This is a genomic window from Streptomyces mutabilis, from assembly GCF_046628145.1.
Lineage (GTDB): Bacteria > Actinomycetota > Actinomycetes > Streptomycetales > Streptomycetaceae > Streptomyces > Streptomyces mutabilis.
In genome coordinates this window covers 4,830,707-4,845,314 of the sequence record NZ_CP176874.1, presented here as the reverse complement: position 1 = coordinate 4,845,314, position 14,608 = coordinate 4,830,707, and the positions used below count along the sequence as shown (strand labels likewise).

Below are 14,608 nucleotides of genomic sequence, written 5' to 3'. Positions count from 1 at the left end.
CCGGTAGGACGGTGCCGGCCCCCGCCACCAGGCGGGGGCCGGCCTTCGTGTGCCGTCTGCTCAGCCCAGCCAGCGGCCCAGCCGCAGCCGCGTCCACAGCAGGGCGGCGGCGAACGACAGGACGACCGTGGCCAGCGTGAGCCCGGCGAGCCCGCCCACCGCGGCCGGCCACCCGGCGTCCGCCGACACCAGGCGCGGGGCGACGGCCTCCAGGAACATCAGGTGCACCAGGTAGGCGCCGAAGGAGGCCCCGGCGAGCCTCCCCAGCAGCGGGCGGAACCGCTCGGGCACCCTGATCCGGTTGAGGGCCATCAGCAGCGTCCCCGCCAACAGCGCCACCACGAGCGAGGCGTACGGGCTCGGGAAGTGCACCCGGTGCTCGTACACCGCCACCGCCCCCCACGCGCACAGTCCGCCGGCCAGCCACACCAGGCGCCGCCCGCGGCCGGTGACCGCGGAGCCCGGCAGCGACAGCAGGACGGCGCCGGCGACCGCGTACACGATCTGGTAGACGCCGAACTGCCAGGCGAAGGGCGGGAGGCGGACGTCGAGGAGGCGCGCGAGGTCGCCGAGGAGGGTGGGGGCGAGCGCCAGGGCGAGCAGGGCGGCGCCCGCGCCCCAGGGCCGTTTGCCCGCCCGGACCAGGACGGCCACCGACAGCAGCAGGATCACCGGGACGTACGCGTACAGGTACCAGAGGTGGAAGGCCGGCCGCACCGAGCCGAACAGCGCGTCCCACGCGAGGTCGCGGGTGGGGTCGGAGTTGGCGTCCCGGATCCAGTCCCACGCCAGGTAGGCGACGGTCCACACGGCCATCGGCACGACGATGCGGGCCAGCCGCTTGCGGATCTGCCCGCCGTCCCGGGGCGGCGCCCCGCTCAGCACCACCCAGCCCGCGATCGCGAAGAACAGCGGCACGGCGCACCGGCTCAGCGCGTCCCCGGCGAGCGCGGTCCAGTAGACGGGCCCGCCCTCGGCGGGCGTGCGGTCCACGGCCTTCATCATCTCGCCCGCGGCGTGGCAGACGATGACCCCGACGGAGGCCAGGACCCGGACGAGGTCGATGTCGTACCGGTGCTCAGCCCGGGGGCGCGGGGCCGGTGTCTCCGCGGTGGCGGGGACGGGTGCGCGCGGGGACTCGGTGGCGGTCAAGGGCTCGGCGGCGATGGGTGGTCACTCCCGGACAGTACGCGCGGGCCCGCCGGTTCTCCGGCCGGGCGAGGGGATCGAAGGCCCGCGCCGCGCGCACCCGCAGCCGCGGCGCCCGCGCGGCGCACATCGGTGCAGGCTACGAGGGCGCCGGGCGCGGCCGGAAGCCGTCCCGCGTGAACAATGGCCACGCGCGCATGACCTTCCGGTGAACTCCGGGTGCCTCCATCGTCCCGTCACACGGCGTTCGGCAGAAGTTCCCCCGGCCGCCCGTTCGACAGCTCCGCTTCCGGTCGTGACCTCCCTAGTCTGGCCCCATCCACCCCACTGGCGTTCCGCGTACTCACACGTTCACCTCCGTGACGGATTGAGGTCGTTGCCCCATGAACAGCCGCTCCCTGCTCCGCAGTCCGGCCTCCCGGCGTCTGCTGCGTCCCGTGGCCGACCTCATCGACCAGCGCATCGACCGGCGTGTCGAGCGAGAGGTCCGCTCGGCGGTCCGGGAGGCCTCGGCGCACCGGCTCAGCAACGAGCTGCTGCTCGGCTCCCCCGGGCGCGGCCTCTCCCGCGTGGTGTCCGACGGCCCGCTGAAGCGCCTGCACGCCGAGGTCGCCGCCCTGGCCGGCGACCGTGACGCGGCGGTCCGCAACGTCGCCACCGCCTACCGGCTGCTCGTGGCGCTGGAGTCGCTGGGCGTGGGCCGGGTCGCGGGCGGCACCATGAACATCTGCGGCAAGCTCGGCACGATCCCGCTCCTCGACCCGCCGAACGACGAGATCCTGGAGATAGGGACGCTGTACGGCATGTTCTCCACCGGACTGCTCCGGATGATGGAGCGCGACGGCCGCAGCCCGAGCCTGACCATCGTCGACCCCTTCGCCGGCGTCCAGCTCCAGCCGGGCACCACCCCGCGCCCCGACCCGACGGGCACCCCGGTCGACGAGCACGCCGTGCGCACCAACCTCGCCCTCGCCGGTCCGGCGGGCACGGCGGCGCGGATCCGGCGCGGCTACTCCGAGGACCCCGGGACCCGGGCCGCGGTCTCCGACCGCGCGTACGGCGTGATCGTCGTCGACGGCGACCACTCGGCCGAGGGCGTCCGCCAGGACCTCCAGTGGGCCGAGGAGATCGCCGCGCCGGGCGCGGTGGTCGTCCTGGACGACTTCGGCGACCCCAACTGGCCGGGCGTCAAGGAGGCCCTCGACGAGCACCTGAAGGACGACACGCGCCTCACCTACCTGGGCAAGGCGGCCCACTCCGCCTTCCTGCGGGCGTCCTGAACACCCACGTACGACCGGGCCGGCACGGCCGAAGGAGCAGCAGCGGTGACCGAGGCGGTCGTGAGCGCGCCGGTGGCGCGCCCCGGCGCGGACAGCGCTCCCGCCCCGGCGCGGGCGACGCGGGCGAAGGGCGCGCCCGGCCGGCTGCGCGCCCTCGACGGGCTGCGGCTGGTGGCCGCGCTGATGGTGGCGGCGTACCACTACGGCGGTCGCGGCGGGGCGGTCGCCGAGGCCTGGGGCGGTTCGCCGGCCCGCCAGTTCCCGACGCTGCACGGCTTCTTCGCCTACGGCTGCCTCGGGGTGCAGATCTTCTTCGTGATCAGCGGGTTCGTCATCTGCATGAGCGGCTGGGGCCGCTCCGTGGCCTCGTACTGCGCCTCCCGCGCCGCCCGGCTGCTGCCCGCCTACTGGGTGGCGGTCGTCCTGGTGACGGCGGTGTTCGCGCTGCCGGTGGTGGCCTACGACGCGGTCTCGCCGAGCGACGCGCTGGTCAACCTGACCATGCTCCAGCAGCCGTTGGGTGCGGACCGGGTGCTGGGGGTGTGCTGGACCCTGTGGGTCGAGGTCCGCTTCTACGCGCTGTTCGCCCTGTGCGTGGTCCTGCCCGGCGCGAACCGCAAGCGGGTCGTGGTGTTCTGCGCCGGCTGGCTGCTGGCCTCGGCGCTCGCCGAGGCCGCGCACGAGCCGCTGCTCGACCTGGTGCTGATGCCGGAGTACGCCCCGTTCTTCGTCGGCGGCATCGGCCTGTACCTCGTCCACCGCGACCGGCGGGACGCCCACGCGTGGGGGATCGTGGCCGCCGGTTTCCTGGTCGGGCAGCACTACGCGGTACGTGAGTTGTGGAACGCCGCCGATCCGGACGCCTTCGCCCACCGGACGTCCCTCGGCATCGTCCTCGTCGTCGCCGCCGGGTTCGCGGCGGTCGCGGCGATCGCGCTGGGGCTGCTGGACCGGGTGACCTGGCACGGGCTGACGGTGGCCGGGGCGTTGACGTACCCGTTCTACCTGGTGCACGAGCACCTCGGGTGGGTGGTGATCCACGCGCTGCACCGCGGTCTGGGGGTGCCGTCGGCGGTGACCCTCGGGCTGACGGCCGCCGCGATGCTGGCGCTGGCGTGGCTGCTGCACCGGTACGTCGAGAGACCGCTGGCGCCGAGGATACGGAGGGTGCTCGTCCGGAAGCGTTGAGCGATTCGTGCGATTTTCCTTCCACCGGATTGCGCGTGCCCGCTCCATTTCAGGCGTCGAGAAGGCATCCTCCCTGCATGGCCACTGCGCAAGAGACGCACAAGTACCCCGGCGACCTGAACGACGTACCCGGCTGGTTCTGGCCGCTCGACCAGGTTCTGTTCTCCTGGTTCCTGGAGCGTCAGGAGCGGCAGGGCACCCGGGGCGACCTGCTCGAACTGGGCGCCTACATGGGCAAGAGCGCGATCCTGCTGGGGCACCATCTGCGGGACGGCGAGACCCTCACGGTCTGCGACCTGTTCGGGACCGAGCCGCCGGACGCGGCCAACCGGGCGGAGGCGGCGAAGTCGTACTCCACGCTCACCCGGCAGGCCTTCGAGCGGAACTACCTCTCCTTCCACGACGCGCTGCCGACGATCGTCCAGGACGTCAGCTCCACGATCACCGACGAGGTCGCACCCGGCACCTGCCGCTTCGCCCACATCGACGCCTCGCACCTGTACGAGCACGTGCACGGGGACATCGGCGCCGCCCGGGACCTGCTGCTGCCCGACGGCATCGTGGTCCTCGACGACTTCCGCAGCGAGCACACCCCGGGCGTCGCCGTCGCCGCGTGGGAGGCGGTGCTCAACCGGGGGCTGCGGCCCGTCTGCCTGAGCAGCCAGAAGCTGTACGGCACCTGGGGCGACCCGGAGCCGGTCCAGGAGGAGCTGCTGGCCGCCCTGCGCGAGCGCGACGACGTCGCCGTGACCGTGGAGCATGCCGCGGGACACCGGCTGGTCCGGGCCCGCGCCAAGGGGAAGCGGATGCAGCCTCCGTCGCTGCCGTCCTCACGGCACCCGGCGCCCGCGCCCGCACCGGCGGCCCCGACGCCTGCGCCGACGCCGCGAGCGCAGGCCCGGCCCGCGCAGGCACGCCCGCCCCGCCCGCGGACCCCTCGCGAGCGTGCCCGCCGGCTCGCCCTGGACGTGCTGCCGCCGGTCGTCACCCGCGCGGTGCGCCGGTACCGGGCGGCGCAGCGGGCGAAGGCGGGCGCCACGGCCCGGAACACCGGCGGTACGCCTCAGTCGAGGCCGTAGGTCGCCCCGATCCCCGCGATCACCAGGGCCAGCCCTTCCTCGAAGTGCCGGTCGTAGTCCGTGAAGATCTCCGCGCCCGCCTGAGCCGTCAAGGGATAGTCGGCCATCAGGCGGGCGCGTTCGTCCAGGTCGTAGCCCTCCCGGCGTTCGCCGGGCAACGGCTGCACGCCCTGTTCCTCGGTGACGAAGCCGAGGGTGAACGCATACGACGTCGTGGTCGCCCGCACCGCCTGCGCGAGAGTGAGTCCCGCGGCGGTGAACAGGCGCAGGCTGTCCTCCATCTGCTCGGCGTGCACCAGGCCGGTGAAGCGTGAGCCGCTGAACACCTTGGCGCCGTCGCGGTAGCCGAGCAGCGCCGCGCGCAGGCCCCGGTTGGCCTTGAGCAGCCGCTCCCGCCAGGTGTCGGCCGGGTCGAGGGGGGTCCCGGCGACCATCCGCCGGTACATCTCGGTGGCCATCTCGTCGAGCAGGGCCTGTTTGTCCTTGAAGTGCCAGTACAGAGCGGGCGCCTTGACGTCCAGCTCCCTGGCGATGGTGCGCAGGGTCAGTCCGTCGAGACCGACCTCGTTCAGCAGTTTCAGCGCCGTGTCCGCGACCCGTCGGCGGTCGAGGGGGGCGCGTCGTTCCGTACCCACGCTTGACAGCTTAACGGCGTTAAGTCCATTCTCGGAGCCAAGCAGCACTTAACACTGTTAAGGAGAATGTCATGGAAACGGTGCCGGACACGGACGTCCTGATCGTCGGCGCGGGCCCCACCGGTCTCGCCCTCGGGGTCGACCTGGCCCGGCGCGGGGTGGACGCGCTGGTCGTGGAGCGCGGGGCGGGGCTGTTCCCCGGCTCGCGCGGCAAGGGCATGCAGCCCCGCACGATGGAGGTCTTCGACGACCTCGGCGTCGTGGACGCGATCCACGCGGCGGGCGGGACCTACCCGGTGGGCATGATCTGGCAGAACGGGCAGCGGGTCGGCGAGCACCAGATGTTCGACCCGGCCGAGGTGAGCGAGGACTCGCCGTACAACGAGCCGTGGATGGTGCCGCAGTGGCGCACGCAGGAGATCCTGGCGGCGCGGCTGGCGGAGCTGGGCGGCACGGTCGCCTTCGGCCGTGAGGTCACCGGCGTCGAGCAGGACGCGGACGGCGTCACCGCGCACCTCGCCTCCGGCGGGGCGGTCCGCGCCCACTACCTGGTCGCCGCCGACGGCGGCCGGTCGGCGGTGCGCCGGGCCCTGGGCATCGGCATGCCCGGCGAGACCGTGGACCCGAGCCCGATGCTGGTGGCGGACGTGCGGATCAGCGGCCTGGACCGCGACCACTGGCACGTCTTCCCGCCCGCCGACGGCAGCCCGCACTTCCTCGCCGTCTGCCCGCTGGCCGGCACCGAGGACTTCCAGGTGGTCGCGCGGTTCCCCGAGGGCGCGGCGGTGGACCTCAGCGCGGACGGCATCCCGAAGGTGATCGCGGAGCGCTCGCACCTGGCCCCCGAGGACGTCACCGAGGTGCGCTGGGCCTCCGATTTCCGGCCGCGCGCGGCCCTCGCCGACCGGTTCCGGGCGGGCCGGGTCTTCCTCGCCGGGGACGCCGCGCACGTCCACTCACCGGCGGGCGGGCAAGGGCTGAACACCAGCGTCCAGGACGCCTACAACCTGGGCTGGAAGCTGGGCGCGGCGCTGACGGGCGCGGCCCCGGCCGGGCTCCTGGACAGCTACGAGGAGGAACGGCGCCCGATCGCCGCGCAGATGCTCGACCTGTCGACCGGCGTCCACCGCGGCGAGGTACGGCGCGGCGGGGCGACGCGGCAGCTGGGGCTGGGGTACCGGGACTCCTCCCTCACGGTGGAGACCCGGGCGACGGTCGCGGAGGGCGCGGTGCGGGCCGGGGACAGGGCGCCGGACGGGAGCGTGGACGGCGTACGGCTCTTCGACGCCTTCCGGGGGCCGCACTGGACGCTGCTGGCGCTGGGCGTGGACCTGCCCGGCGGTGTGGGAGCGTCGGTGCGGGTGGTGCGCGGGGCGGCGCACGGGGCGTACGGGGCGGGGGTGTTCCTGGTGCGGCCGGACGGGTATGTGGGGTGGGCCGGGGACACGCCGGAGGGCGTGGGCGGCTACCTGCGGCGGTTCGGGCTGGGCGGCTGAGGCCCGAACCGGGAGCCGCCCGGCTCAGCGGCCGCTAGAACGCATCCGAAGGCACATAAGTCCCCCAGACCTCCCGCAACGCGTTGCACACCTCGCCCACCGTCGCCCGGGCCCGCAGCGCGTCCTTCATCGGGTACAGGACGTTGTCCTCACCCTCGGCGGCCTTCTTCAGGGCCGCCAGTGCCGTGTCCACCGCCTGCTGGTCGCGCTCCGCGCGGAGCTTGGCCAGCCGCTCGGCCTGCTGGGCCTCGATGGCCGGGTCGACGCGCAGCGGCTCGTACGGCTCCTCCTCGTCGAGCTGGAAGCGGTTGACGCCGACCACGACCCGCTCGCCGGAGTCGGTCTCCTGGGCGATGCGGTAGGCGGAGCGCTCGATCTCGCTCTTCTGGAAGCCGTGCTCGATGGCGTTGACCGCGCCGCCCAGGTCCTCGACCTTGCCCATCAGCTCCAGCGCCGCCGCCTCGACGTCGTCGGTCATCTTCTCGACGACGTAGGAGCCGGCGAAGGGGTCGACGGTCGCCGTCACGTCCGTCTCGTAGGCGAGGACCTGCTGCGTGCGCAGGGCGAGCCGGGCCGACTTGTCGGTGGGCAGCGCGATGGCCTCGTCGAAGGAGTTGGTGTGCAGGGACTGGGTGCCGCCCAGGACCGCGCCGAGGCCCTGCACCGCGACGCGGACCAGGTTCACCTCGGGCTGCTGGGCGGTCAGCTGCACGCCGGCCGTCTGCGTGTGGAAGCGCAGCATCAGCGACTTGGGGTTCTTCGCGCCGAACTCCTCCTTCATCACCCGCGCCCAGATCCGGCGGGCCGCGCGGAACTTGGCGACCTCCTCCAGGATCGTCGTACGGGCCACGAAGAAGAAGGAGAGGCGGGGCGCGAAGTCGTCGACGTCCATGCCGGCCGCGACCGCCGTGCGCACGTACTCGATGCCGTCCGCGAGGGTGAAGGCGATCTCCTGCGCGGGAGAGGCGCCCGCCTCGGCCATGTGGTAGCCGGAGATCGAGATCGTGTTCCACTTCGGGATCTCGGCCTTGCAGTACTTGAAGATGTCCGCGATCAGGCGCAGCGACGGCTTGGGCGGGAAGATGTACGTGCCCCGCGCGATGTACTCCTTCAGCACGTCGTTCTGGATCGTGCCGGTGAGCTTGTCGGCGCTCACGCCCTGCTCCTCGGCGACGAGTTGGTAGAGCAGGAGCAGCAGGGAGGCGGGCGCGTTGATCGTCATGGACGTCGAGACCTTGTCCAGCGGAATTCCGCCGAACAGCACCCGCATGTCGTCGATGGAGTCGATCGCCACGCCGACCTTGCCGACCTCGCCGCTCGCGATCGGCGCGTCGGAGTCGTGGCCCATCTGAGTGGGCAGGTCGAAGGCGACCGACAGCCCCATCGTGCCGTTGGCGATGAGCTGCTTGTAGCGGGCGTTGGACTCCGTCGCCGTGCCGAAACCGGCGTACTGGCGCATCGTCCACGGACGGCCCGTGTACATCGTCGGGTACACGCCCGGGTGAAGGGGTACTTCCCCGGCTCGCCCAGCTTCTCGGCCGCGTCCCAGCCCTGGAGGTCGTCCGGCCCGTAGACCGGTTCGATGGGCAGTCCGGACTCCGACTCGCGCGCCATGGTGTGTTGCCTCCCGCTGAGCACATGTTCGAAAAGCTCGAACTACCCGTCAGTTACTCGCCAGTACAGACCGACCCTGTCGACGGACTGTATCGGCGCACGCACCACCCGTGGAGGGGCGCACGCTGGGACCTTGCTCACAACTTCGATGCGGTCCCGGTCACAACGATGCCGCGCCGTTCGCGGCGCGTCATCCGCGGGGAACATCTCAGGGGACGTCCGTACGGGGCGGTGAGACGGCGGGGGGTCGTGATGCGTACGACGGGCATGGGGTGCGTGGGCAGCACCAGGAGGGCGGTGGCCGTCGCGCTGGGGGGCGTGCTGGCGGTCGGCGGCTGCACCGTGCAGGGCACGGGCCCGGACGGCAAGGGGCGTGCGCCGGTGCACATAGACGTCACGAGCGCGCCGTCGAAGGAACCGAAGCAATCGGGGCAGCCGAAGACGCCGAAGGCCCCGAAGGCCCCGCAAGGGACGGACGGGCCGAAGGGTGCGCCGGCCGGTGACCGGTCCCCGAGCGCGCCGCCCGCCCCGACCGCGGGCCCGGTGCTGTGGCGGCCCGGCGACAGCGGCCGGGACGTGCGCGAACTCCAGGCCCGGCTGCGCCAGGTCGAGTGGCTGGTCGACGGCCCGACCGGGACGTACGACGACCTGACCGAGCGTGCGGTGAGCGGCTTCCAGGGCAAGCGCGGGCTGCCACGGACCGGCAGGACGGACACCGTCACCTGGCAGCGGCTGCTGGGGATGACGCGCGAGCCGGGCAAGTGGGAGCTGTACCTGATGGGCGGGCAGCCGGCCGCCGCACCCGACCCGCGCTGCCTCACCGGCCGGGTGCTGTGCGTGAGCAAGGCCAGCCGGACCCTGCGCTGGATGATCGACGGGCGGACCGTGTCGACGATGCCGGTGCGGTTCGGCTCGCAGTACACGCCGACCCGGGAGGGCGTGTTCCAGGTCTACTGGAAGTCCCGCCACCACGTCTCGACGCTCTACGACTCGGCCATGCCGTACGCGATGTTCTTCAGCGGCGGCCAGGCCGTGCACTACTCGGAGGACTTCGCCGTCCGGGGCTACGCGGGCGCCTCGCACGGCTGCGTCAACGTGCGGGACGAGGCCGCCATCGCGGAGCTGTACGCACAGGTGCGCAACGGCGACAAGGTCGTCGTGTACCGGTGAGGCGGGGACGGACGGAATGGGCGCGGGCGGGACCGGGGGAACGTGTCCCGCCCGCGCCGAGTGCACGAGCCGTAGGTACGGGGGGAACCCCGGCTCGGTGCGAAAGCCGATGACCAGTCGGCTCACTCATTACTGCGTCACGGCGGCCGAAAGTGTCACACCCTCGCCGAGGCAATTCCGTACGTCCCGGGAAAGCGCAGGTCAGAGGCGGTCACGGAGGTGATGTCACCGGTCGGGAGCGACACCTGCGGCCGATACGCCGACCACGGCCGGTCCGGGTGCGCCGGCACCGAGGGGCCGTGTGGGCGGTGGTGCTGTCCGGCGGGCGGGACTATGTGACCGCCGTCGTCGTCATCGCCCTTGCCGTCCTTGTCACCGCCGCCTTTTCCACCGCCCTTTCCGCCCTTGGATCCTTTGCCGTCCTGGCCACCGCCGTCGCCGCCCTTGTCCCCCTTGCTCCCCTTGTCCCCTTTGTTGCTCGCGTCCTTGCGGGGTTCGCGTTCCCGCGCCGCCTCACCGGCGTCGCCGTTCTCCCCGGCGTCCCGGCCGGTGTCGCGGTCCTGGACGGCGGTGCCGGGGTCGGCGAGCAGGTTCCGGCAGTACTTGCCGACCTTCGAGGAGCTCCCGGCGGCCTCCTCCAGGGCGCGCCTGCGGGCGTCGTCGAGTCCCCGGCCGGTCCGTACGTCCTGGCAGGCCGTGGCGAGGGCCTGCCGCCCTCCCCCGGAACCGCCGGTCCCCTGGTCCCCGGAGTCGGCGTCGCGGTCCTCGGCCGTGCCGTCCGCCGAATCGTCGCGGCCGGGCGCGCCGCTCGTGGGACCGCCGCCCGGCACCGAACCGCCCCGCTCGCCGGCCGGCGACGAGGGCGAGATGAGCGGACGGTCGGGGGACGCGGCGGCCGACACGGTGGCGGCGGGGTCCGGTGCGGCGTCGTCGAACGGCCGCGGCAGGACTCCGGTTCCGGCCGCGACCGCCACCCCGCCGACCATGCCGACGGTCAGCGCGGCGGCCAGCCCGAGGCGCAGCGGGCGGCCCCGGCGGGGGCGCCGGGCGCCTTCGCCACGCGGGCCGATGCGAATCAGCCCGGCGTCGGACGGCGGTACCGCGCCGGCGCGTCCGCGACCGGCCGGCGTCCCCGCCGCCTCGTCGGCCCGCTCGGCGCGCACCTTGCGGAATGCGGCCAGCGCGGCGGCCTCGCCGGGGAGTTCCCCGCTGGTCGGCACGGGCGGGGAGGCGAGCGCGCCCAGGGCCTCGACGAGCCGCTCGGCCCGTTCGCGGGCCGCGGGGTCGACAGCCTCAAGTGACTCTCCGCGCAGCAAGATCTCCGCCGTTTCGCGGTCCAGCCACCTGTCCTGCTCGTCGGCCATCACATGTCCTTCTGCGTCCGCGCACGCGTATGCGTCACACTCGCGGACGTCACCGTACGGCGGTGCGGTTCTCGCTGGGGCGGCAGGGCGTCGAGCCCGCCGCCCGATTCCGGATCGCCGCCGAGGAGTTCGGCCAGGCGCTTCAGACCGCGGTGCGCCGCCGTACGGACGGCACCCGGCCGCTTGCCCAGCGTCTCCGCGGCGCTCTTGGCGTCGAGGCCCACCACCACGCGCAGGACCACGGCCTCGGCCTGGTCCTGGGGCAACCGGGCGATGAGGGAGAGGGCGCGGCCGGTGGCCAGGGCCTCGATGGCCTCGCCCGCCGTGTCGGACTCGGCCGGTCTGCCGGTCAACTCGGTCTCGTCGCCGCCGATCGCGGGCCGGCGTCCCCGCATGCGGATGTGGTCCAGGGCGCGGTTGCGGGCGATGCGGGCGGCCCAGCCGCGGAACCGGTCGGCGTCGCCGTCGAACCGCTCCAGGTCACGGGCGATCTGCAGCCAGGCCTCGGACGCCACGTCCTCGGCGTCCGGGTCGCCCACCAGCGTCCGCACGTATCCCAGCAGTCGCGGATGCACCGCGCGGTACACAGTCCGGAACGCGGTCTCGTCCCCGTCCTGGGCCGCCCGCACCGCGGCGGTCAGCTCCGCGTCGTCCCCCAGCACCGAGCCTCTCTTTGCGCCTAAGCCGGCGCCGCTCTCGCGGACCGGGTACTCGCCGTCGTGTTCCCGATTGATGGTCGCGGTGGTCCACCGCTCACGTGATGGCGGAGGAGACCCCCGCTGATCGGCGCGAATGGCACGTTACGTCTTGAAACCGCCACTCGTCCATGTCCCCATCGCATAGCCGTACAAGATGCAACTAAGCCGTGACGCGGTGAGGTGTGACAGAAAACGCAGTGGCGGCGCTGTAGGGAGTACGGGCCGCCGCGCGGCCCGTGCCGCGCGACGGCCGGGGCCTCTCCTGTGGGGGGTGGCGGCCCCGGTCGTCTCCGGCGCCACTCACTCAGATCCGGGGCGCCGCAGAACACCGTCTGCCGCACAAGCACGGCGGCGTCCACGCGGATGTCGACCTGGGAATCGGCCAGGTCAAGCTGCACGAGGACGTTCCCCCGCTCAGCGTCGGCGACGTTCCCGTGCTCGGGCCGCAGCTGCGCGACAGGTCGCGCTCATGAACGAGGGTGCGACCGCGGGCGACTACGAACCTGCAACCCGAGGGAGCCGACGCCCTCCACCCGAAGGTGAACCGGCTCACCGAGGAGAGCGAGAACCAGTACTACGAGGGGCACTGACCGCCGCGGCGGCGGGACGGGCGGCTTTTCCCGGCCGGGCCTAGGGCTGTCCGCCCGTCCCGGAAGACAGGCCGGACCGCCCGGCGACGGTGCCGGCCGCCGCGCCGGCCGCCGCGCCGCCGCCCGCGTCCAGGCCGGTCCCGCCGACCGCGCCCGCTCCGTCGTCCCCGGCGTCCGCACCGCCGCCGGCCGTGCCCCCCATCGCACCGCCCGCCGCGTCCGCGGGTGCCCTCGACGGCGCCGGGGCGACCGAGGGGACCAGCCCCTCCGCGCCGTCCCCGGCGTCTTGCCGGGCGTCTTGCCGGGCGTCTTGGGCACGCACCTCGGCGCAGTGGGCGGCCACGTCCTCCTCCTCGCCGCCCGCCGCCGCGACGAGCCCTTCCCAGACCGCCGCGTCCAGCGCCTTGCCCCGCCCGTCCAGCCGCTGGAGGGCGCGGCATGCCTCCTCGGTCTCCTGGACGGGGGCCGGGCTGCCGGACCGAGCGGGGTCGTCCGGGGCCGCGGTGGCGGGAGGCGGTGCCGGGACGGGCCGGACCTCGACGCCGTCCGCGCCGTCCGCGCCCTGCCCGCGACCCCCGCCGTCCCCGGCCGTGGTGGCGGACGAACGCGGGTCGTCCGGTTGTGCTCTGTCGGCGGCGGAGCCCCCCGCGCCGATCGCGGCGTAGGCGACGCCGCCCAGGGTGAGGCTCGCCAGCAGCACGGACAGGGCGGTCTTCAGCGGGCGTCCGGCGCGCCGGCGCTCACGGGGGCGCCAGTCGTCCCGCCGGCGGGTGCGGGCCGCCCGGGCCGGTGCCGCGTCGCGGGCGGCGCGGAACGCGGCGACGGCCCGCCGTTCACCCTCGGGGTCGACGTGGACCCGCCGCAGGGCGGCGGCGATCAGGGCTTCCGCGCCGGGGGTGCCGTGGTGGCCGGGCCGGGGGCCGGCGCGGCCGGTGTCGCCGTCGCCGTGCTGCGCACCCATGTCCGCCTCCGTTCCCGCTCGGTCCGCCGGGCCCGTGCCGCCCGTGCCCGTCATGTCGACTCCCCCAGCGTCCTGGGCGCGTCATCCGTCACACCGTCGACACCCAGTTGGCGGGCCAGCCGCTTCAGCCCCCGGTACGTCGCCGTGCGCACCGCGCCCGGCCGCTTGCCGAGAACGCGCGCGGCGGCCGGCCCGTCCAGGCCGACGACGACCCTCAGCAGCACGGCCTCGGCCTGGTCGCGGGGCAGTCCCGAGATCAGGGTGAGGGCGGCCTCCGTGGACAGCGTCTCCAGCGCCTGGTCGTGCGTGGAGTGCGGGCCGGGCAGGTCCAGTACGTCCTGTTCCAGCGCCGCCGGCCGGGGACGGACCTTCTGGCGGCGCAGGTGGTCCAGTGCCCGGTGCCGGGCGATCGTCGCCGTCCAGCCCCGGAAGCCGGCCCCGTCACCTCGAAAACGGCGCAGGTCGCGAGCTATCTCCAGCCACGCGTCCGACGCGACGTCCTCGGCGTCGTCCCCGACCAGCCCGCGCAGGTAGCCCAACAGGCCGGGCTGCACGAGCCGGTAGGCGACCGCGAAGGCCGCCTCGTCACCATCCTGGGCCCGCGCGACGGCCGCGCCCAGTTCCCCGTCGTACGTCTGTACGCGGCGGGGTTCCCCTCGCTGGCCCAAGAACCGTCCTAGTCCGTACCGAGTCTTACGCGCGCCCGGTTGAGCCCGCCCCCAAGGTCATCAGCGTCGGCGCGCACGGAAGTGTCACAGGCGGCGGTCCCGGCGCGGCCCGCACCGCGCTCGCGGGGCCGCGCCCGCCGTCACCTCATCTCATCCGCCCGCCGTCGCGTCGCGGCACAGCAGCCGCAGGGAGCCGTGACCGGCGAAGCAGCGGCGGGCCTCGTCGATCGGGTCCCACAGACGGCCGTCGGGAGTGCGGACCCAGTGGTCACCACCGGTCGCCCACCACTCGCCGCCCGCCTGACGCACGATCACCTCGCCGCCGTAGGCGCCGAGCCCGCGCAGCACGGTCTCCACGGCGGCGTACGGCGCTCCTTCGCGCCGGATGCCGTCGATGACCCGGTCGACGCGCCACAGGCTCTGCGCCGAGTAGTCCAGGCGCAGCCGGGCGCCCTCGCGCAGCACGGCCGCCGCGTCGGCCGCCCACCGCACCGGCTTGGCGGCGGCCGCCGGCCGGGTCGTCGATTCGCTGGTCACAGTCGTCACACGCGCTGTCGTCACATGGGCTAGAGCGCCACCGGGCGACGATTCGTCACACGAATCCGCCGCCCGTTCCGCAACCACCGCAGGACCGCCCCAGCTCCCCCACGACCCCCGCAACGCCGCCGCGCGTCCCCCGCAGGACGGTCACAGGTGGGCGGGAGCGGACCTCTCCC

General features: G+C 74.1%; 12 protein-coding genes and 1 pseudogene. 5 read left to right on the top strand and 8 right to left on the bottom strand.

Annotation, left to right across the window (positions count from 1 at the left end; all coding sequences use genetic code 11):
- Nucleotides 1-60: 60 nt before the first annotated feature.
- On the bottom strand, nt 61-1,152 hold the full coding sequence (locus ACLIN4_RS21970) for an acyltransferase (protein WP_100046716.1): 1,092 nt from the start codon (nt 1,150-1,152) through the stop codon (nt 61-63).
- Between the two features lie 380 nt (nt 1,153-1,532).
- Between ACLIN4_RS21970 and ACLIN4_RS21965 the strand changes: the two genes are divergently transcribed.
- The 3 genes from ACLIN4_RS21965 to ACLIN4_RS21955 all read left to right on the top strand — a co-directional run bounded on the left by ACLIN4_RS21965 (nt 1,533) and on the right by ACLIN4_RS21955 (nt 4,696).
- Complete coding sequence (locus ACLIN4_RS21965) at nt 1,533-2,429, top strand: class I SAM-dependent methyltransferase (RefSeq protein WP_289904517.1); 897 nt, start codon at nt 1,533-1,535, stop codon at nt 2,427-2,429.
- 45 nt (nt 2,430-2,474) lie between these two features.
- Entirely contained in the window at nt 2,475-3,617 is a 1,143-nt protein-coding gene (locus ACLIN4_RS21960) for an acyltransferase family protein (protein ID WP_411576138.1), read from the top strand.
- Nucleotides 3,618-3,694: 77 nt separating this feature from the next.
- On the top strand, nt 3,695-4,696 hold the full coding sequence (locus ACLIN4_RS21955) for a class I SAM-dependent methyltransferase (RefSeq protein ID WP_307652213.1): 1,002 nt from the start codon (nt 3,695-3,697) through the stop codon (nt 4,694-4,696).
- Here the strand turns inward: ACLIN4_RS21955 and ACLIN4_RS21950 are convergent.
- Nucleotides 4,681-5,331 (bottom strand): TetR/AcrR family transcriptional regulator, encoded by a 651-nt coding sequence (locus ACLIN4_RS21950; protein ID WP_107480181.1) that lies wholly within the window; start codon nt 5,329-5,331, stop codon nt 4,681-4,683. The two genes, ACLIN4_RS21955 and ACLIN4_RS21950, sit on opposite strands and share 16 nt — an antisense overlap.
- Before the next feature lie 71 nt (nt 5,332-5,402).
- Between ACLIN4_RS21950 and ACLIN4_RS21945 the strand changes: the two genes are divergently transcribed.
- The gene (locus ACLIN4_RS21945) at nt 5,403-6,827 is read left to right on the top strand and encodes an FAD-dependent oxidoreductase (protein ID WP_411576137.1); all 1,425 of its coding nucleotides are present in this window, start codon (nt 5,403-5,405) and stop codon (nt 6,825-6,827) included.
- 34 nt (nt 6,828-6,861) lie between these two features.
- On the opposite strand, the pseudogene ACLIN4_RS21940 reads toward ACLIN4_RS21945, so the two are convergent.
- Nucleotides 6,862-8,441, bottom strand: a pseudogene (locus ACLIN4_RS21940) (methylmalonyl-CoA mutase).
- Between the two features lie 267 nt (nt 8,442-8,708).
- Here ACLIN4_RS21940 and ACLIN4_RS21935 point away from each other — a divergent pair.
- Nucleotides 8,709-9,611 (top strand): L,D-transpeptidase family protein, encoded by a 903-nt coding sequence (locus ACLIN4_RS21935; RefSeq protein WP_411576770.1) that lies wholly within the window; start codon nt 8,709-8,711, stop codon nt 9,609-9,611.
- Between the two features lie 155 nt (nt 9,612-9,766).
- Here the strand turns inward: ACLIN4_RS21935 and ACLIN4_RS21930 are convergent, their stop codons facing one another.
- The 5 genes from ACLIN4_RS21930 to ACLIN4_RS21910 form a co-directional block, all read right to left on the bottom strand.
- Nucleotides 9,767-10,975, bottom strand: coding sequence for a hypothetical protein (locus ACLIN4_RS21930; RefSeq protein ID WP_289904525.1), 1,209 nt, complete (start codon nt 10,973-10,975; stop codon nt 9,767-9,769).
- Complete coding sequence (locus ACLIN4_RS21925; RefSeq protein WP_100049393.1) at nt 10,975-11,637, bottom strand: RNA polymerase sigma factor; 663 nt, start codon at nt 11,635-11,637, stop codon at nt 10,975-10,977. Before ACLIN4_RS21925 ends, ACLIN4_RS21930 begins: the two co-directional genes overlap by 1 nt.
- Before the next feature lie 666 nt (nt 11,638-12,303).
- Nucleotides 12,304-13,224, bottom strand: a complete 921-nt coding sequence (locus tag ACLIN4_RS21920) for a hypothetical protein (RefSeq protein ID WP_411576136.1) — start codon at nt 13,222-13,224, stop codon at nt 12,304-12,306.
- Between the two features lie 50 nt (nt 13,225-13,274).
- Nucleotides 13,275-13,892 (bottom strand): RNA polymerase sigma factor, encoded by a 618-nt coding sequence (locus ACLIN4_RS21915; RefSeq protein WP_107480570.1) that lies wholly within the window; start codon nt 13,890-13,892, stop codon nt 13,275-13,277.
- Nucleotides 13,893-14,042: 150 nt separating this feature from the next.
- Nucleotides 14,043-14,438: a hypothetical protein gene (locus tag ACLIN4_RS21910; RefSeq protein WP_373420376.1), complete on the bottom strand. Its 396-nt coding sequence runs from the start codon at nt 14,436-14,438 to the stop codon at nt 14,043-14,045.
- Between the last annotated feature and the right edge of the window lie 170 nt (nt 14,439-14,608).

What these genes read in the sequence shown, in the direction of transcription:
- ACLIN4_RS21965 (WP_289904517.1), top strand. Translation starts at nt 1,533, where the DNA reads ATGAACAGCCGCTCCCTGCTCCGCAGTCCGGCCTCCCGGCGTCTGCTG.
- ACLIN4_RS21955 (WP_307652213.1), top strand. Translation starts at nt 3,695, where the DNA reads ATGGCCACTGCGCAAGAGACGCACAAGTACCCCGGCGACCTGAACGAC.
- ACLIN4_RS21945 (WP_411576137.1), top strand. Translation starts at nt 5,403, where the DNA reads ATGGAAACGGTGCCGGACACGGACGTCCTGATCGTCGGCGCGGGCCCC.
- ACLIN4_RS21935 (WP_411576770.1), top strand. Translation starts at nt 8,709, where the DNA reads ATGGGGTGCGTGGGCAGCACCAGGAGGGCGGTGGCCGTCGCGCTGGGG.
- ACLIN4_RS21930 (WP_289904525.1), bottom strand. Translation starts at nt 10,975, where the DNA reads ATGGCCGACGAGCAGGACAGGTGGCTGGACCGCGAAACGGCGGAGATC.
- ACLIN4_RS21920 (WP_411576136.1), bottom strand. Translation starts at nt 13,224, where the DNA reads ATGGGTGCGCAGCACGGCGACGGCGACACCGGCCGCGCCGGCCCCCGG.